Here is a 19,872-nt window from a genome sequence, read left to right as displayed (position 1 = left end):
ATTGCACAAGAGCTTTTCTTTTACATATATTTTCTTAAAAAGCGTAGAACATTGCGATATGCAATATCTTTAATTTCCTCTGCTGTAAATCCTACACGCTGTAACGCTTTGATAAAATTCTGTGCTTGAGAAGGACCATACATATTATGTTCCTCACCATCGTTATAATATTCACCAAAGTCAAATCCACAAGCAACGTGTCTTACCCCAACAAGATCTGTGATATATTTTGCATGTTTTGCAAGATGTAGTGCATCTTGTTTTTGTTGTTCTGTATGAATAAATGAACAACATGCATTCATACCAATCAATCCATCTTTACTCGCGATTGCACGAATCTGCTGATCTGTTAGATTTCTTTCCACAAAGCAACGGCCCTTCGCATTTGAATGTGTCGCAATGATTGGTTGTGTTGAACAGGAAAGAATATCCCAAAATGTCTTCTCATTGGCATGAGACACATCCACTATCATATGTAGTTCATTCATCTTTACGATTACTTGCTTACCGAGTTCTGTTAACCCTCTTGTAGGATCTCCAGAATTACCTGTCGCAAGTGCATTTTGATCATTCCAGCAAAGAGAACCAATACGATTGCCCATATCATATAACCATTGAATTTTCTCTTCAACATCGTCGTGGATACCGCACATTCCTTCAATTGTCATTAAGAATGCCGTTTCTTGTTGATCATCATCTAAATCATCCTTGGTATAGATAACTTTATGCCCAGAAGCAGTAATATCATTCTTTACCTTTGTGACAACATCTTGCATCTCTTGCCAGTTTTCTGTTCCCACAAAGAAACTTGCGGCAGAAGTATATGCAATCTGCCCCTGTTTAAAACGAGTGTTCCAATCTTTCTTAAGGATGGAGGTTTTGCCATCTGTGTAGAAAAGCTTAATCGCTTCTGCTAAGTCCGCATGTAAATCAAAGATTTTCATATTCTCTCCCCTTATTGATATCGTATAAAATCTTCATCCCCTTATATGCAATATCCGCATCATATGCGTTAATCTCATCTGTTTCATTTGCGATAATCTTACCAAGACCACCAGTCGCAATGACCATGCATGTTGGATCGTTGAGTTCCTTCTTCATTGTTTTAATGATGTATTCTACCGAACCAATATATCCATATACAACACCTGCCTGCATGCCTTCAATTGTATTTGTACCAAGCACTGACTTAGGTTTCACAATCTCAATTTCAGGTAGCTTAGCCGTCATAGAAGTTAGTGCATTTAGACTAATACCCAATCCTGGCTGAATCACTACATAGCGGAAGACACCATTTTGATTAATATAGTCATATGTTGTTGCAGTTCCAAAGTCTACGATAATGCATGAACGATGAAATGTATTCCATGCATATGTTGTATTTACAATACGGTCTGCTCCTATCGATCTTGGTGCCTCGGTATCCAGTTTAATATCCATCTGCATATCATTACTTACAATCATTGGTTTTTGATGTAAATATTTAATCACTGCAGAAGTCAAAGAATACATCAACTTTGGCACAACAGAAGAAATGATAATACCTGTAATATCTAAAGCTTTTAACTCTAATGTATTTAGGAATGTTGTGATGAAGAAGCCATACTCATCACTAGTACGTATTGTTTGTGTCATGAGTCGATAGCGACCAATGATTTTCTCTCCATCGAGAATTCCCATAGAAATATTTGTATTTCCAACATCAATTGTTAGTAACATAATTGTCCTCACTTCTTTAGGCAATGACGCAGTATCTCTTTCGCTGTATCATCTTTGGATAATAATCCTAAATCCTCTACACTTGTTGGGGAGATGATTTTTACAATATTTGTATCAACACCAAAGCCTGCACCAGGTTCACGAATACTATTTGCGATAATATAGTTCGCATTTTTTTCTTGTAGTTTCTTTGCCGCGTTTTCTAATAAATTCTCTGTTTCCATCGCGAAGCCAATCACGACCTGATCTTCACGTTTCTTCTTTCCAATTGTCAGAAGAATATCCTGTGTACGTTTCAGAGCGATGGATAAATCACCCTCTGCTTTTTTAATCTTGTGATCCGCCTTTTCAATTGGCGTATAATCCGCAACTGCCGCAGACATAATTACAACGTCTGCCTTTTCAAAGTTGTTGACAACACACTCTCTCATATCTGCAGCACTTATGACATTTACGACATCAACCCCATAAGGTTGCGGTAAATTTGTCTTGCCAGAAATCAGCGTTACCTTCGCACCTGCATTACGTGCTTCTTTCGCCAAAGCATAGCCCATCTTTCCTGTAGAATGGTTCGTTATATAACGCACAGGATCAATTTCTTCTTGGGTAGCACCTGCAGTAATCACAACATGTCTTCCTTGTAAGTAGCGATCAGTTTCTACAAGGGAGGCAATCGCATCTTCGATTTCCTCTGGTTCAGGTAAACGCCCTGCGCCTACATCTCCACAAGCTAGATATCCCGCACCACTACACATGATATGCATGCCATATTTTTGGCATGTCGCAATATTATCCTGTGTGATTGGATTGTTTAGCATATTTGTATTCATTGCAGGAACAATCATTTTTGGACATGTGGATGCCAAAAATGTAGTCGTTAACATGTCATCTGCTATGCCATGGGCAATCTTAGCAATGATATTTGCAGTAGCAGGAGCTACAACAAATAAATCAGCTTTCTTCGCAAGTGAGATATGATGTACATCCGGTGTATAGTCCACCGTAAACATATCCGTAATTACCTTTTGGCTGCTGAGTGTTTGGAATGTTAGAGGAGTTACAAACTTCTCTGCTTCCTTTGTCATGATAACACGAACTTCATTTCCTTGTTTTTTCAGCGAGGAAACTAACTGACAAATTTTATACGCAGCAATCCCTGCTGTCACTCCCACAACAATGCACTTATTTTTCATATACTGTACCTTCTTGTAAACATTATAACACGCAAAATATGCTAATATTAGTGGCAGAGGTAAATGAAATATGACGAATTCACACACGTTTTTAGTAGTATCCGATATTCACGGTGCTCTTTCAGGTGCAAAAGCAATGGAAGAAGCCTTCTCATATCATCACGCAGATAAAATTCTCTGTCTTGGCGATGTTTTATATCATGGGCCAAGAAATAATTTACCAAATGATTATGCCCCAAAAGAAGTCATTACAATCATGAATGCATTCAAAGATAAGATCATTGCAGTACGTGGCAACTGTGACGCAGAAGTAGACCAGATGGTACTGAACTTTCCAATCACCGCTGACTATAATGTTCTTTTCCATGGAGCACATCAAATCTCTATGTCACACGGGCATGTATATGGTCCAAATAACCTTCCTACCCTAGGTACTGGAGATAGTTTCCTTTCAGGACACACGCATATTCCAACTGCTTATGAAAAAGATGGCATCTTACTTTTAAACCCAGGATCTATCTCTTTGCCAAAAGAAAACCATCCAAGAACATATGCCATTATCGGCGAAGATGGCTTCACCGTTTATACGCTTGATCATAAACAATACATGCATACAGATTGGCTATAAATCATGTATAATAGAGAAAAGAAAGTTGAGGGTTAATTATGTCTACACCACATAACAGTGCCGAAAAGGGTCAGTTTGCAAAAACAGTCTTAATGCCAGGTGATCCACTTCGTGCAAAGTTCATCGCTGAAACATTCTTGGAGAATCCAGTACTAGTTAATAACGTACGTGGCGTTCAAGGATACACAGGAACTTGGAAAGGCAAACCAGTATCCGTTATGGCATCAGGAATGGGAATGCCATCGATTGGCATCTATTCTTACGAATTATTTACAGAATATGATGTTGAAAATATTATTCGTATTGGTTCTGCCGGTGCATACCAACCAGAATTAAAATTATTTGATGTAATTCTAGCAGATGCTGCTTATTCCGAATCTTCATTCGCAAGAGAACAATGCGGAAATACAAGCGATACAATCAAGCCATCTGCAGAATTAAACGAAAAGATCAAGAAAGCTGCAGCTAATCTGGGAATGAAGATTACAGAAGGTTTGATTCATTCATCCGATGTATTCTATCGTGAAAAGAATGTTACTTACCTACCAAAGGTTATGAACGAACTACACTGCTTAGGTGTTGAAATGGAGAGCTTTGCTCTATTCTCAAATGCAAATGTATTAGGAAAGAACGCAGCTTGTTTATTAACAGTTTCTGATAGTTTTGTATCACCAGAAATCACAACTGCTGAACAGCGCCAAACAGCCTTCACAGATATGATGAAGATTGCATTAGACGCCGCTATCGCTGACTAAATCAAAAAAGTGGACCAATTGGTTCACTTTTTAATTGCATTGTTCAATATTTCTTCATCATTTGGAAACTCTTCTAGGAATGTATCCATTACAATTTTGCACAAACTCGCAACTTCTTTTGTATATCCTAGTCGTTTTGGTAAGCGCACAAAGATATTTGTGATTTCATCCGCTATATTTCCAACGACTACATGTTCATCCCGTTTTCCCATACCGAAGAAATAGGATTTAGAATTATTCTTCTTACTTAAGCGAATATACGTTCTGGCTAGATGTTTCCACTCTGCAGCTAGATACTCAGATTGTTTTGCACTGATTGCTAGTTCTTGTAGGAATTGTTGATATTCCTGCTTTTTCTTTGCGAGCATAAGACTACTAAACTTTTCATCTGCCATCAGTTTCATCATCAAACATGCATGCATAAAGTGATCTGCCGGCTTTCTTAACCTCGCATTTCCATAACGCTTCGTCAGCACTTCTAGCATTTCTTTCACAATTTCATCGTCTTTGTGATTTGCTAAGTACTCCTGAACTAATGTATATCGTTTATAACTATCTTCTAAAGAATAGTATTTTTCTTTTAATTCATTGATTTTCATATATGCATTATAACTGAGAAAAAAGCGGAAGCCATCTCTGATTTCCGCAAATTGAATTACTTCTTTTGAACGTACTTTAAGCAGTCTAGTGTTACCGCAGCTAAGATGATGAGACCTTCGAATACAAACTGGAGGTTTGTGTCAATACCTAAGATTGTTAATGAGTATGTTAACGCTGTGAAGATTGTTACACCGACAACAACACCAGAAATCTTACCGATACCACCGGAGAAGGATACACCACCTACTACGCAGGCAGCGATAGCGTCCATATCCCAACCCTGTCCGTACGCAGCAGAACCAGAACCTACCATACGGTTACATTCTAACCATGCACCAAAGCCATAGAGTACACCAGCCATTACAAAAGCCATAATTGTCACTCTAAATACATCGATACCTGATACTGCAGCAGCTTCTGGATTTCCACCAACCGCATATAAGTTTTTACCAAATGTCGTCTTATTCCAAATAAACCACACAATCATTACAGCTACAGCGGCCCATAAGATAATTGTAGGGAAGTTGCCAATCTTAGGAATAATCATTGCTGGAATATCATTCTCAATTGCACCGAATGATACACCCTTTGTTGCATATGTAACCATACCAAAGATAATTAACATATTGGACATTGATGAAATAAATGGATGCATCTTATACTTCGCCTTAAAAAACCCAGCAATGGAAGTAAAGATGGTACATAAGATAATACACACAACCAGCGCCATCACAGCTCTTAGACCAATTGGAAGATTAGTGAAATCAAACACCTTACCAAATACTGCACCAGTATTAATACCCTTATGCATAATGATTGTAGAAGCTACCATACCCATACCCACCATACGTCCAATGGATAAGTCAGTACCTGCAAGCATTATCACACCAGCTACACCTAATGCCAAAAACATTCTTGGAGAAGCCTGTTGTAAGATATTTAAGATGTTATTGACTGTAAATAAAGGAGTTTTCTTGATAATTGGAGTAACAATACCTAAACCAATAAATACAAGGATAATAACAAGATATAGACCATTACGTAATAGCCAATCCTTACGATTGAATGTATATAAGTAATGTTCAATCTTCTGAGCCTGCGTTTCAGTAAAACTGAATTTAGACATCTTCAATAGGTCGACCAAATGGTAACGTTGAATAAACGCTTCATGTTTACGATCCTTAATTGCCTGTAATTCTTTTTGATATATTAGTTTTGCGTCAAAGACTTTGTTTTTATATACATAGTTTTCATCTTTGATTTCTTGTTTTGCATCGGCGTCATTACCTGAAAGCTTAGAAAGATTCTGTGTATGAACATTCTTTATTTCAACTAACAAATCGCTATGTCTCTTTGCGGCAAGGGATTTTTCTGCAACACAACTTGCTACAACCTTTGAATAATATTCCTTTTCAAAATGTTGATTTAAATAAGTAACGCCTTCGTTGATTAGCTTATCAATAGCTGGCTTATTTGTTTTTTCAACCTGCTGAGCAGCTTCTAAAGCCTTCTTAGCTTCGGTGATACGGTTTTCCTTTTCACCTTTAGATAAACTCTTATCATTCTTTGTCATCTGAATTACATTCATTAACTCAACAGCCTTATCTGTTCCGTCTTTACGTAATTCATCAATTTGTGCTTGAATCTTACCTACGTAGTCCGTAATTGGTTTTAATAGGCTTTCTTCTTGTTCAACAGAGAGAACCTCTGCCCCTAATTTTTCGTTATTTTGACTCATGTCTAACCCCTCCGATTACAAATACATTGCGCTGAGTCTCAGGAGTTCTTCCTGATTTGTCTCTTTTGTATTAACGATTCCGGCAAGACGCCCATTGGACATAACACCGATTCGATTTGTGATACCGAGAATCTCTGGCATTTCAGATGAACATACAATAATTGTCTTACCCTTCTTTGCCATCTTGATGATTAAATCATAGATCTCATATTTTGCACCAACATCGATACCACGGGTTGGCTCATCCATCATAAACACCTTCGGATTTCTTTCTAACCACTTACCAAAGATGATTTTCTGCTGATTACCACCAGATAATGATGTAATCGCATCATCTGGTCCCATACACTTTGTATGCATCAAGGCAATCTCTTTTACCGTTGCCTTCTTCATCTTTTCGTCAGACACAACGATACCATTCTTATAGTGATCCATATTTGCAATACATGTATTGAAAGTTAAATCACTCTTCAAAAATAATCCATTAGCCTTTCTTTCTTCGGTAATCATAGCAAATCCATTGTCCATGGCTTCTTTTGCACTATCGAAGTTCATGAGCTTACCTTTGTAATAAACACGACCTGCTGCTCTAGTACGAACACCAAAGATTGTTTCCATTAACTCTGTACGTCCAGCACCAACTAGACCATACAAGCCGAAGATTTCTCCTTCCTTAACGTCGAAACTTACATCGTCAAGGTATGGTGCAAACTTCGTTGAAAGATCCTTGACAGAAAGAATTGTTTCACCTGGTGTGTTATCAACCGGTGGGAAACGGTTATCAAGAGAACGTCCAACCATCGCCGCAATCAAGTCATTCATATTTGTGTCAGTGACGTCCTTAGTCATGATCATCTTACCATCACGTAATACAGACACCTGATCACATATATCAAAAATTTCATCCATCTTATGAGAAATATAAATAATGGAAATTCCCTGACTACGTAGCTTACGCATCATCTGGAATAACTTCTTAACTTCCGGTTCAGTTAATGAAGATGTAGGCTCATCCAAAACGATAATCTTGGAATGATACGAAATTGCCTTTGCAATTTCACACATCTGACGAGCAGATACGGACATTGTACGCATTGGCTGTGTCAAATTGACAGTGATACCTAAACTACGGAACAGCTCAGAAGCTTCCTTCTTCATTCTTCCTTCATCAACAACACCTAAAGAATTTACTGGATAGCGCCCCAAGAATAAGTTATCGATAACACTACGCTCTAAACACTGGTTTAATTCTTGGTGAACCATCGCAATACCATTTTCAAGCGCATCCTTTGGACCAGTAAAACTTACTTCTTTTCCATCTAGGAAGATACTTCCTTCATCTTTTTGATATGTACCGAACAAACACTTCATCATTGTAGATTTGCCAGCACCATTTTCACCCATGAGACCCATAATTGAGCCGGGTTTCACATCTAAATTGATGTGATCAAGCACTCTGTTTCTGCCGAATGATTTCGACATGCCCTTTATTGACAAGATTAAATTGTCATTTCTTTCTGACATAATTGATTTACCCCTGTTTAACTAAAAATCATAAGCAGTATGGTTAACTACAAACTACTTAGAAAGAGGCTATCAGGTTTTCAAAAGCCTACCTGCTAGCCTCTTAGAAAATCTTACTGAATTACTTTAAGAGTGAAGTATATGATGTAGCGTTGTCTGTCTTAACCATGTTAATTGCATACGCATCATATTGACTTGGGTTTCCTAAACGGTTTGTGATATTAGATTCTGTCTGACCATCACCACCGATGTATTCAACATCCAAGTGTAGTAAATCATCATACTTTTCAAGTAATGGCTGGTATGTTGAGCTTAAGAAGTTGTCGGAAGCATTGTAGATGTTCAACCAAACCTTCTTAGTGTCGCTCTTAACTTCCTTAGATACTGGTTCAAATGTCTTAGTAGCATCCATGAAGTTCTTGTAGTTATCAGCTGTAACAGCAAGGTTCAATGCATAGAATGAACGTTCTTCTTCGTTATATACGTAGTCAACACCTTCTTCAAGAACGTTTCCGGCTTCGTCAGCCTTTGCGATACCTGTATTGATATCAACACCATCTAAAGCGTTACGTAATACTCTTAATGTTAAGTATGCCTGAACGTCAGCGTGCTGAGAAATTGTTCCGCCGTAACCTTCAGCGATAGCAGCTACTGCATCACTGTTCGCATCGTAACCGAATGTAGCAACCTTCTTATCCTTAGCCCACGCTGTGAACATTGACATACCCATACCATCGTTATTAGAGATAACTAAGTCAATTTCATCACCGAATGAAGCTGACCATGTACCGATAGCGTTACCTGCAGTAGCAGCATCCCATGTAGCACCTGCAGAGTTCTTCATTTCCTGAGAAGCAAGCTCGCGAACCTTGAAGTCGCCAACCTTACCATCCTTAACAACTGTAGCGGAACCATCTGTGTTTGTTCCTGCTGGAGTAGCATCAATTGTGCCATCCTTTTCAACAGCTGTGCCTAAAGCCTTACGAACACCTCTTGTACGAGCGATTGAGTCGTTGTGTCCAACGTCACCGATAGCTAATACATAACCGATAACACCATCACCGTTACGGTCGATGATATCCTTGTGAGCAGCGATGTAATCAGCAACCATCTTACCCTGTAATTCTGCACCCTGGTTAGCATCGAATCCTACATAGTAAGTGTCCTTGTTGAAGTTTAAAGCATCTTTATCTAACTCACCTGTTGTACTGTTAGATGGCTGACGGTTGTACCATACTAATGGCTTATCAGCGTTTGAAACTGTTGATTCTGTGCTTGAGCTTCCGCCTTTGTCGCTTGTCTTAGAACCACAACCAACGAGTGATAGTGCTAAAACCGCAGAAGTCATAACCGCAAATAATTTCTTCATAAAAGTTTTTCTTTCCTCCCCTAAATTATTTGGCTTTGAAACTGTGGAAAGCGCTTTCGCGTTTCCGATGAAAAAATCATATCACCATGCAAAATGACCGTCAACGCATATCCTCTTTATAAAACCTTAAGGATTTATAAGCTCTTTTATTCATTTTACGCTGTATAGAAATTAGCAGTTGTAAAAAAGTGGCTACTAATAGCCACTTTTCAAAACATTTAATTTTATACAATTGTCATAACTTTTTATAATAATGCCTATTTATTACCGATTAATACAAATAAAATAACGAAAAATAACAATTCTATTTGTAATTTTTTTATTTCACTTGTGAATATTCTATTTTAGAGTCTTTTCAAAACGATACTTTTGTCGTATTTCTGGGTACTTTTCGTGATCTACTTCTTCCATAAACATCTCATATGGCCTAACAAATAATCCCTTTTCTCCATACAAAGCTCGATAAACAATCATCCTATCACGTGTTTCAGAGTGCATAGCAACACCAATATATTCATATAGATATTGCATGCTGTTTTGATCAACAGTTTCTCTTTTAAAATGTTGAATGATATCTCCTGATGCAAATTTTCTCATAAGTTATCTCCCTTATTTTATATAGCATATCCAAAAATATATAATTGTCTCTAATTCCTATATAAAAACTGAAGCTCAAGTGAAAAGTTAAATTCCACTTCTAAAGAATAAACAATAAAGTGGAAGTAAGTCATTCAGAAATAGTACTGGCAAGGATTGATAATCCAAGATGGTACTATTTTTAAGTTGAAAATGATTTTATTTTAGTTAGAATGAAGGTGAAGTAACAGAAAAATGAGCGCATGAAAGGTAGGCAGAATCTACTGTTCAAAAAATTTGTAAGAGTTGATTCTACTTCGTTGTTTGGTGAAAGTTATATGCCGATCCTTCGTGTGTAATTGATTTTGAAACTTCTTGGTTATCTTCTTACTTTAGAAGATATGGTTTTAGAATTACTTCGTCTGGTGGGATTTCGGTAATTCCAAAATCATAGAGTTTCTTGGCCATTTCTTCGTTGTAGAAATGGAGCAGCTGTATGGATGATCTTCCGTGCAGCTTTTCTTTTGGATATGAATTAATATGGATACTGATGAGATTTGCCTTTTCTTGTGATGTAAGTCCCAATGCATGGAGATCACATCCCTTTGGGCATATCTCTCTTACCAATAGGTGTAGGTTCTCTAGACTACCTTTCTGCCAAGAGGCCATCGAATCACAGTAGAACATACGTGTCCTGCGAGTTCCATCTTCACGTATCTCCGCTTCTTCAGCTAGGACGAATTCACTTCCTCTGTCTGTTAATATGACCTCGGCTTCTTTTTCGAACATTTCTTTTCCTAATATCTTTTCCAATAATAGGATCCCATCCAACATATGTAAGGAGTCCTTTACGGTTTGATAGATACATATCAACAGGTCATACTCTCTGAATTTGAAGGTCTGTAGGAAAGGTCCGTTGGACACGTCGTTGTATACCGTATCCATCTCTACGACCTTGGCATTTGGATTCTTTTCCATGTATATCAAGAAGTCGGAGTACTTTCTTCCTGTCAGGTATCGATTGTCTTTACGTGGCTTGTATGTATTGCGCTTTTGTTTGGACATCTTTCGTCTTACGACACGTTTCGGGTCGATGGCACCGATCGATACACCCACATCTTGGAAGACACCATTTTCGATATAGTTGTATATCGTCTTTTCGGATAGCTTGATCTCTTTGTGGCTTTGAAGAATAGAGTAGATGGACTGACCTTTCTTAATCAATGGTAATAAGAGTTCACCGAGCTGCTTGATATCATTTACTGTCGCATTGACACCTTGTCGTGAAGATGTAAGTGTCATCTGGTAGTCGTGCTGTGCATCGAGGGCAGAGTATCGATATTTTTCATAGCGACAAGAGCGATAGTTTCCACATCCATTACAAGCTCCTGGTGACTTGTCCCTGCGAGTACATTTGAAAGGGACATAATCGATACAATCCAGAGTACAATGGCGTTCATGTTTACAGCGTTTGTAGTTAGCACACTCTAGAGGCAGATTACATTTGTATGCAAGGACACGATGGAATTTGATTTCTTTTCCTATGGTTGATTTGTCTTTACCAAGGGTAGTAGCGATAGCTTGTTTGGTAGAACCATTTTCGATACCAGTTTCAATGATCTGTCTATCTGAATAAGACATGTGTGAATTCTTCGTTAACATAATGTTTTCCTCCTAAAACACGAAGAATCGGCACTTATATTGAACTAGAAGTGTAAGAGTAAATTCAACTAGAGCTTGGTGAATAACTAAATTCAACTTTCGTACCTTAGAAGTGGAATTTAACTTTTCACTTGAGGCGTCAGATTTAGAATCGTAGAAAGATACAAAGTGGTTGACAAACCACAAAATATCAATGATAATACGAGTACGGAAGCGCTGATACTCCCAGCTGCAAAGCAGGACTCAGTTGCGTAAAAACCTCGCTTGTATTATCGCAAGTGGGGTTTTTATATTTAAGGAGATCAATATGGCAAACAAACCATTTCGGAGTGTCAATGACCAAATTTCCATTTTGCGTTCAAGAGGAATTACTATTGACGATGAAGTATATGCTTCTAATTTTTTAATTAATCGTAATTACTATAGTATGATTAACGATTATGGCAGATTTTTTACTGTTACATCCGACGTTTACATAAGTGGTACGACTCTTAAAGATATAAATTCAGTATATCTTTTTGATAAGGCAATCAAAACTATTCTATATACGCATTCATTAGAATTCGAAAAATACTTAAAATCTACTTTAGCGTATTATTTTTGTTTACAACATCCAAATAGCTACGATTACCTAAATCTAAACTGTTATAAACACAAATCAAACAAAGAAAGACTAAATGCAATTGATATCATAAGTCGCATTGCAAAGGTTATTGATGATTATTCCAAAAAACACAATACAAATGGTATACGACACTATTCAAGAGTTCACACAAATATCCCTTTATGGGTAGTTATACAGTTCATGTACTTAGGTGACGTAATTAAACTATACCGATGCTGTGAAGACAGTGTACAGACGGATGTAGCAAAAATGTTTTCTTCATTCTTAATAAGCAATACGTCTATGCCAAATCAAATACTTGGAACTCGGGAACTACTAACAATTATGCAGAATGTAAGAGATTTTAGAAATTGTGTGGCTCACGATAATCGAATATTAAATATGAATAGTTCAAACAACCTTCCATACATCCCTTCTATTCACGGTGCTTCAACACAAAGAAGTAACTTCAGAGCGGACTTATACAATATGGTGTTGATCTTTCAATGCTTGATATCACCAGATGAGTATAAAAATATGATAGGAGCTTTTAAAAGAAGAATAAAGGATTTAAGACGACACATCACAATAATAGATTACAACAAAATTACATGTGCACTTGGATTCCCAATTGACTGGATAAATACCATTTAAAAATCCGACTGCTACCAACAGCCGGACACGCAGTAAACTCACAACCAAGTGCTTTTACTGTACTCAATTTTAGCATAAAGGAGCCATTATATGGAACAGATAGAAAAGTATTTAGAAGAAATTGAAGATGCACTCTACAAGATGTCGCCCACTGAAAGAGAACACTTGATGGAAGTTTTGCATCTAGCATTCGCCGATTACTTCAGCAACAAATACAGAAAATCATAGAAAGGAGGAAACGCATGATCGGATACGATGAGGTCAGAAAAACATATTTCGTACAGGTCAAATATCGCGACCCTCTTACGTTTAAACAACGAACTAAGAAAAAACGCGGTTTCAAAACAAAGCGTGAAGCCAAGATTTACGAAGCTGAAGCAATGCAACAAGGGAACGATCCAAGCGATTTAACTTTTGAACAAGTAGCTCATCAATGGGAAGAGTATGCATTGCCATCAAAGGAACAAGCACGTCGCCACCAAGTAGCATTTGAACGTAGATTCGCCGACTTGTATAAACGCCCAATCAAATCAATTACCCGTGCACAGCTCGTCGCGTGGCGGTCAGAATTAGCTAATAGCGACCAATGCGGAACAAAGATAAAGAATGATACCATTTCGTTCGTCAAGGGCGTATTTCGCTATTACTCGACAGTCTACAACGTTGTTGATAACAGCATTATCCTAAAACGCCTTAAAAAGACCGATCAAGAGCTAATGCAGGAAATGAGTGTCTGGACCGTTGATGAGTTCAATCAATTTCTATCCTGTGTCGATAGTCCACTTTATTCCCTCTTCTTTGAAACGCTATTCTGGACTGGAGCGCGTCGTGGCGAGATTATGGCGCTACAGAAGAGCGATTTCGATAACAATTGGTTAAATATTCATGCCAGCATCAAACACTTCGTAAACGGCTTAAAACCGACCAAGACGAAGCAATCAAGAAAAGTATGGATTGACGATGATCTAAGAAACAGATTACAACCATTATTGGACGTTGACGGTGATTTTCTTTTTGGTGGTATAACAAGCCTCCCTATAACGCAGATACAAAAAAGATTTACAAAAGCAATAGAACTATCTGGTGTTAATAAAATTCGTCTACACGATCTACGGCACAGCCATGCTACAATTCTAATTAACAGTGGCGTAAATATTGTGGCAGTATCCAAGCGACTCGGACACGCATCCATCGAGCAGACGTTACAAACATACACACATTTGCTAAAGGATACAGATAAATTCCTGAACGAAACAATCGAAAATATGAGAAAAGGGTGCCAAAAAGGTGCCACAAATAAAGAAAAGCCTTTAAAATAAGGCTTTTTAATGTTATGGAGCGAATACTCCAAATTATCCAAATAAAGAACTTTAAATAACTTACAAGTACATTATACACAATTGTGTAATCATAATCAATAACTTTTTATAAATTTCTAACAGTACCCAAAAGTTTCTGACTCTGGCTGTTTTTTGTACTGTTAGAACAAACTTCATTTTTTAAGTCGTATTATTTTATTTCTTTTCTTCTTTTGAATATGGTTTTAACCCTCTGATTTTCAAAATCAACAATAATTTTTTGAACGTATTTTCTCACATAATTTGAAAGTTCTTCTTCATCCAAATCTCCATCACCACATCCACCATTACCATGAGACAATTTCATTCTTTTTTCCGCTAGTTCATTGTATCTCTTAATCAGCACCTCATCTCTTCCATTACTTATAACCATGTCCAGCACCGCATTCATCTCTTTATCAATTTCTTTCAACTTGATACGAGATTTTTTCTGTTCTAATTTAATCTGATGTTCAATTAAATATTTTTTTAATTGTCCCTTTACACTTTCACTTATTACTGATTCGCTGATTCGTTTCTTACATTTGCTGCACACATAATACTTATATACTTCCCTCTTTTGTGTATGCTTTTTCTTTCTGGAGCTACAATTGCAAACTAATGTATTTCCACAACTCTTACATATGATTTCTCTCTTAAATAGGTATTTATATCTTCTGTTTCTCGATTTCAAATTTGTTAGTCTAATTGCTTCCAATTGTGTTTCTTTATCAACAATCGGAGGTATGACGCCATCGTAACTATTTTCACCAAAAACTAGGGTGCCACTATATACTAAGTTTCTCACTATTGTATAAATATCATTTTTCTGCCATTTTCTATTTAGCACTTTATTTCTTCTATACTCTAATGTTACATTCCAAGCATTCATACCTTTGTTTACGATGCAATCAAATATATTTTTGATAACTCCTGCAGTTTCATCATCAATAATCAAATAATGTTTATCATCTGGGTTTCTTTTGTATCCTAGTGGAACTTTCCCTTTGCAATAAAATCCTCTTCTTGCAGCCTCTTCTAATCCTCTCTTTGTCCGCCAGGAGATACTATCTTCTTCCCATTGTGATATGACTCCTATAATCAATATAAACATCCTTCCTGAAGGCGTACTAGTGTCAATATTTTCTGTAATACTGATTAGTTCTATATGATTTTTTTCTAGTATTTCTATTAAATAGGCTAAATCTTTTACACTTCTAGTAAGCCGATCCAGATTATGAATAATTAATATATCAATGCTTTTTGCTTTAATTAATTCAATTATTGATTGTATCTGTGGTCTCTTTAGATTCCTTGCAGAAACACCACGCTCTTCTTTAACTTCTAATGTATAACTATCCTTCTCATATTTGTATTGACAGTAAAGTTCAATCTTTCGCTTCTGTTCTCCAAGATTGTACCCATTAATTACCTGCAGTTGAGTTGATTCACGAACATATCCAATTATTTTTTTCATCCTTAACTATCTCCTTGTTTTTGTTGTGTGCCGGCATCAAGCACGCATTCAATTACACCAAGAAAAAATACCAATATTCAATATTCGTATACTGGTATCTTAGTTATGTATTTATAGATTATTTAATTCATACTTTTTAATTTCTTTATATAGTGTAGATCGACTGATTCCTAATCTCGTACACATATATTTCTGAGTAATATTTCTTTTCTTATACTCTTTATACAGTTCAGCAAACAAAAATTTATCTATGCTTGCATGAAGTCTGCCTTTATACTTCCCATTTTTCTTTGCAATTGCAATCCCTTCAGCTTGCCGTTCTAATAATACTTCTCGTTCAAACTCATTTAATGCAGCTATGATAGTTAAAAACAACTTCCCTGAAGCCGTGCTGGTATCTATCTTCTCTTTCTGAGATTCAAATGCAATTCCCTTTGCATGCATACTTTCCACTAAATGAAGTAAATCCTTTGTTGATCTGCTGAGTCTGGAAAAAGATTCTACTACGATTGTATCTCCTTCTCTAGCAAACTCCAGCATAGCTTTAAGTTGTGGTCTATCCATATGCTTCCCTGTTGCCTTATCAGCATAGACTTTTTTCAATCAACTGTGACTGACTATGGTTACTCTCAATAAACTCAATGCACCTTCTTTCTAGTAAAGTAAAATCACAACACCATTTAACATAATACGGATCACCATCAATCTGTTTTCGATATACCACTGCAGATTTATTTTCTATTCCACTTAAGATGCTTCTCATATATGTTTGTTGCAGCTTCATCATCCTATTCTTTGGAATGCTTTGATCTGATAAATCAATTAGTTGCAATTCTATCTTCGGAACAGGAATCATATTATTAAATAACATATACCCTAGTTTGTTATCACTGTTTCCAAGTTCATGTAAGCTTAAAATCAATTGCTTTCTATGTTTCATTTTCACTTCTTTTTCCTTTGAGTAACTTGTCAAAGGTACAAAGTATGAAACATCTTTGCTTATTTCTAAAACAGCCCCTACATAAACACCACCTTGCGCTGAATTATGCAATGAAACTTTTTTGTCAAATTGCTGAAGATAGTTTATATAACTATTAGATATTGTGTATAGATATATTTTTCTTTCCATTATTCCTCCACAAAAAAAGCCCCATTCAATGAGGCATTTTTTTACTTCCTACTACGGCTAGGACTCTCCACATTTTGTCAAATTCCTACTACGGCTAGAACTCTCCACATTTTGTCAACTTCCTACTACGGCTAGGACTCTCCACTAACTACGACTGAATGATATCACATTTGTACATTTAATACAATCTCTAGCAAAGTCTTATATTACTGATTTGCTACTATTTACCAGCATTTTCAATAGTACCTGGTTGTACACTAACTCTTCATCTTTATGAGTCCATGGTTTGTGTAGAATCGTCCATCTACCATCTGTTGCAACTCCCATGACTCCAATATACTTCGCTTTCTTCAGGTAGTCTTTGTATCTATCATTGATTACCTTTTCTTTTTCTAATGGAATCACTATAAATGACTTATGACAGAAACGGCTATTTTCTTCAGCTTGTGCTATAGCCTTCTTAATATCATCCAGTTTGAACTCGAAAGATACAAATTGGATTGCTGTTTCTTTTGTTGTTTTATTTTCTACCAATTCTGCAGTAAGCAGATCTACACCACCATGTCTAGCAACGCTCTCGAACTGACTAGCTAGAATGTTTGTTCTGTATTTATATTTATCCCAAAACGCTTCCTTTAAGCGTACTTCTTCTACAAACTTTATAGTATTCATTATGACTTCTCCTTATTTTGCGGCACCCAATCCAAATCCTGCAGTAGGAATCAAAGATTGTTTATCCTGCAGTTGTCCAATACCCGTTTTTAACTCTGCAGATAACTGAGGATCATCAGACAGCAGGTCTTTCTTACTCTCTAATGCATCATTGATCTTCTGGTCTGCATCGTAATGCTCTTGAACGTTATACACTCTAACATTACGTAATCTTCTTGTTTCTCCAGGAACATACTTCTTCTTATTCTTGTAGAAGGAATACTTCTTATAATTACGCATTCTGAAGATATATGCCTTCTTTCTTGCACTAATAATGACTGCATCACCCATAGATAATTGCTGTAATTGATCCGTAGAAATAACTGGAGCTTCCTCATAGGAACCTTTATCCGATTTCCACACAAGCTTCTTACCACTCATAGCTGAAATACGCTTGATTGTATCCATATCTTTACCATATAGGTAAATAAAGTTAGCTGAGTTATTTTCTATGATTGATTCAACATCCCTACCATATATCTCAGAGAACTGATGTAGATCCTGGACTACCATAAATGATCTAAATCCTGCAGAGCGGCTAAAAGTTAAAATACCTTTAATATTCTTTAATGCTGGGAAGTTTCCAAATTCATCAAAAATCAAATTACATGGCACTGGCAGTCTCTTTTTACCTGTCTTTTTTTGTTGCTCTTCAGTTAATTGCATCAATAATTGGAAGGTCTGATTAATGATCAAGGATACCAATCTGTAATAAGTATCCTTTTCACCATGAACGACTATAAATAGTGCTGTCTTCTTTCTTCCAATGTCCGCAACATCAAAGTCTGATTTTGCCATCATTCGTAAGACAGTTTCATTTAAGGTAACGTCCTTCATCTTATTTTCAAATGAAGTAACAATAGAACCTCTTTCCTTATCTCCAGTACTCAAGAATGCCATTAATTTTTTATAGGATTCATCTGTCTTCTTACGCTTTTTCTCTAACAAGAATTTCAACTTTGGTACTTTCATAACGGTTGCACCTGCTTTAACCATTACTGTTTCCATTCCTGATCTATATGTCTCCATTACAGACTTGAAATTGATTTCCTCATCCGGAACAGGTTCTCTTTTCTTACTTTCTGGATTATAGGACTTTTCCTCTAATAGTAAAAACACGATTCCCTGGAACAAACTAGAAGCCTGATCATTAAAATGTGCCTCATTGTGTGCCTTTGGATCATAAAAGAACTGATCAGCAAGTTCTCTTAAAAACATAGCTGCTTTAGAATAGTCAAACTCTGGTGCATAGTACTTCTTATATTCTAACAATTCATTCTCTAGCCTTTGTTTTTGTAGCCCTTCAGCAGCATTCATTTTATCCAGGTATTCTTTGATTTTTGCAGTGTATTCTTCCTTGCTCTCCAGGTATTCTTTTTCTGCCTTTCGATAAGAATCAATAACAATACTTAATGGAGAATATCTATCTCCTTCCTCTGGGTGGATATAATTAATTACCCTTACATCATATCCATCTGAAAGTAATTGTTCTTTATGTTCATAAAGTAATTCTCCCTTCGGATCGTTAATAATCATAGATTCCCCTGTCATACGTAAGGTATCAATCATTGGATTTACAAAAGAAACAGTCTTACCAGCATTGGATGATGCATTGATAATTGCGTGATTATCACCTGCATCAACATAGAGTCTGTTCCATTTCACAGCTAATGGAATACCACCTCTAAAATTCGTTTTCTTGCCTGCTATTTCATATGTCCTGATTGTGTTTTTACGGTACTTATCAGAAACTTTTAGAATCGTACAGCACTCATTCCAAAACCTTCTAAATGGATCCAGTACATGATCCAACCAAATCAATATAGATCTTGTTTTTAGATGCCCTGTATTATCATATTCAAGTCTCTGACTATTTCTTTTTATCTCTCGCCAATTCGCAACATCAGAAAACTGTTTTTTCTCCTGGCTCGTCAATGCTCGTTTATGTTTTCCTTTTGCTCCATGTCCGCTTCTTCCAAAGAAGGTAGCATAAAAGATCTGGAAGGTCATTAGTCCAATCAATGCTCCTACTACCTTTAACAATACATAATCCTCGCCAAGAAGAAGGAACCTATAATCAAAAGATACTTGTGGATCATGGGTAACTCCTAAGTGAATTACCTGGATTGCTAAAAAGAGTATTCCCATCGCTGCAGTGATTGATAGAAATAAAAATCTAATAATCTTTCCCATTGC

At 36.6% G+C, this 19,872-nt stretch carries 19 protein-coding genes; 5 read left to right on the top strand and 14 right to left on the bottom strand.

Features of this window, described 5'->3' with window-relative positions:
* Positions 1-20 precede the first annotated feature (20 nt).
* From RGT18_RS02940 to coaBC, 3 genes are read right to left on the bottom strand one after another with little or no spacing between them, the layout of a single operon-like run.
* Positions 21-944: a dipeptidase gene (locus RGT18_RS02940; RefSeq protein ID WP_028078212.1), complete on the bottom strand. Its 924-nt coding sequence runs from the start codon at positions 942-944 to the stop codon at positions 21-23.
* Positions 931-1,719 carry a type III pantothenate kinase gene (locus RGT18_RS02935; RefSeq protein ID WP_028078213.1) on the bottom strand — a complete coding sequence of 263 codons (789 nt, stop codon included), beginning with the start codon at positions 1,717-1,719 and terminating at the stop codon, positions 931-933. The genes RGT18_RS02940 and RGT18_RS02935 overlap by 14 nt, the downstream gene beginning before the upstream one ends.
* An 8-nt stretch (positions 1,720-1,727) precedes the next feature.
* Positions 1,728-2,912 (bottom strand): bifunctional phosphopantothenoylcysteine decarboxylase/phosphopantothenate--cysteine ligase CoaBC, encoded by a 1,185-nt coding sequence (gene coaBC, locus RGT18_RS02930; protein ID WP_028078214.1) that lies wholly within the window; start codon positions 2,910-2,912, stop codon positions 1,728-1,730.
* A 70-nt stretch (positions 2,913-2,982) separates the two neighbouring features.
* Between coaBC and yfcE the strand changes: the two genes are divergently transcribed.
* The gene (gene yfcE / locus RGT18_RS02925; protein ID WP_028078215.1) at positions 2,983-3,540 is read left to right on the top strand and encodes a phosphodiesterase; all 558 of its coding nucleotides are present in this window, start codon (positions 2,983-2,985) and stop codon (positions 3,538-3,540) included.
* Positions 3,541-3,578: 38 nt separating this feature from the next.
* The gene (gene deoD / locus RGT18_RS02920; protein WP_006526122.1) at positions 3,579-4,295 is read left to right on the top strand and encodes a purine-nucleoside phosphorylase; all 717 of its coding nucleotides are present in this window, start codon (positions 3,579-3,581) and stop codon (positions 4,293-4,295) included.
* A 23-nt stretch (positions 4,296-4,318) separates the two neighbouring features.
* On the opposite strand, the gene RGT18_RS02915 is transcribed toward deoD, so the two are convergent.
* From RGT18_RS02915 to RGT18_RS02890, 6 genes are all read right to left on the bottom strand, one after another.
* Positions 4,319-4,894 (bottom strand): DUF6553 family protein, encoded by a 576-nt coding sequence (locus RGT18_RS02915; protein ID WP_028078216.1) that lies wholly within the window; start codon positions 4,892-4,894, stop codon positions 4,319-4,321.
* Between the two features lie 56 nt (positions 4,895-4,950).
* Complete coding sequence (locus RGT18_RS02910) at positions 4,951-6,633, bottom strand: ABC transporter permease subunit (RefSeq protein ID WP_028078217.1); 1,683 nt, start codon at positions 6,631-6,633, stop codon at positions 4,951-4,953.
* A 15-nt stretch (positions 6,634-6,648) separates the two neighbouring features.
* Positions 6,649-8,157 carry a sugar ABC transporter ATP-binding protein gene (locus RGT18_RS02905; protein ID WP_006526125.1) on the bottom strand — a complete coding sequence of 503 codons (1,509 nt, stop codon included), beginning with the start codon at positions 8,155-8,157 and terminating at the stop codon, positions 6,649-6,651.
* 121 nt (positions 8,158-8,278) lie between these two features.
* Positions 8,279-9,526, bottom strand: coding sequence for a substrate-binding domain-containing protein (locus tag RGT18_RS02900; protein ID WP_006526126.1), 1,248 nt, complete (start codon positions 9,524-9,526; stop codon positions 8,279-8,281).
* 339 nt (positions 9,527-9,865) lie between these two features.
* Entirely contained in the window at positions 9,866-10,123 is a 258-nt protein-coding gene (locus RGT18_RS02895; protein WP_006526127.1) for a DUF1653 domain-containing protein, read from the bottom strand.
* A 366-nt stretch (positions 10,124-10,489) separates the two neighbouring features.
* Positions 10,490-11,764, bottom strand: coding sequence for a helix-turn-helix domain-containing protein (locus RGT18_RS02890; RefSeq protein WP_338174685.1), 1,275 nt, complete (start codon positions 11,762-11,764; stop codon positions 10,490-10,492).
* Between the two features lie 307 nt (positions 11,765-12,071).
* On the opposite strand from RGT18_RS02890, the gene RGT18_RS02885 reads away from it, so the two are divergent.
* From RGT18_RS02885 to RGT18_RS02875, 3 genes are all read left to right on the top strand, one after another.
* Positions 12,072-13,022, top strand: a complete 951-nt coding sequence (locus tag RGT18_RS02885; protein WP_028077610.1) for an Abi family protein — start codon at positions 12,072-12,074, stop codon at positions 13,020-13,022.
* Positions 13,023-13,112: 90 nt separating this feature from the next.
* Positions 13,113-13,250, top strand: a complete 138-nt coding sequence (locus tag RGT18_RS02880; RefSeq protein ID WP_156022778.1) for a hypothetical protein — start codon at positions 13,113-13,115, stop codon at positions 13,248-13,250.
* A 14-nt stretch (positions 13,251-13,264) separates the two neighbouring features.
* Positions 13,265-14,341 (top strand): site-specific integrase, encoded by a 1,077-nt coding sequence (locus RGT18_RS02875; RefSeq protein WP_028077611.1) that lies wholly within the window; start codon positions 13,265-13,267, stop codon positions 14,339-14,341.
* A gap of 190 nt (positions 14,342-14,531) precedes the next feature.
* On the opposite strand, the gene RGT18_RS02870 is transcribed toward RGT18_RS02875, so the two are convergent.
* The 5 genes from RGT18_RS02870 to RGT18_RS02850 form a co-directional block, all read right to left on the bottom strand.
* Positions 14,532-15,836 (bottom strand): recombinase family protein, encoded by a 1,305-nt coding sequence (locus RGT18_RS02870; protein WP_028077612.1) that lies wholly within the window; start codon positions 15,834-15,836, stop codon positions 14,532-14,534.
* Between the two features lie 111 nt (positions 15,837-15,947).
* Positions 15,948-16,400: a recombinase family protein gene (locus tag RGT18_RS02865; protein WP_338175091.1), complete on the bottom strand. Its 453-nt coding sequence runs from the start codon at positions 16,398-16,400 to the stop codon at positions 15,948-15,950.
* Positions 16,401-16,419: 19 nt separating this feature from the next.
* Entirely contained in the window at positions 16,420-16,965 is a 546-nt protein-coding gene (locus tag RGT18_RS02860) for a type III toxin-antitoxin system ToxN/AbiQ family toxin (RefSeq protein WP_028077613.1), read from the bottom strand.
* 201 nt (positions 16,966-17,166) lie between these two features.
* Entirely contained in the window at positions 17,167-17,637 is a 471-nt protein-coding gene (locus tag RGT18_RS02855; protein WP_037403508.1) for a hypothetical protein, read from the bottom strand.
* A 12-nt stretch (positions 17,638-17,649) separates the two neighbouring features.
* Positions 17,650-19,869 carry a type IV secretory system conjugative DNA transfer family protein gene (locus RGT18_RS02850; protein WP_028077615.1) on the bottom strand — a complete coding sequence of 740 codons (2,220 nt, stop codon included), beginning with the start codon at positions 19,867-19,869 and terminating at the stop codon, positions 17,650-17,652.
* Between the last annotated feature and the right edge of the window lie 3 nt (positions 19,870-19,872).

Source organism: Solobacterium moorei (genome assembly GCF_036323475.1).
GTDB classification, from domain to species: Bacteria; Bacillota_I; Bacilli_A; order Erysipelotrichales; family Erysipelotrichaceae; genus Bulleidia; species Bulleidia moorei.
The sequence above is the reverse complement of the archived record's forward strand: the minus strand, read 5'-3'. Positions and strand labels throughout refer to the sequence as shown.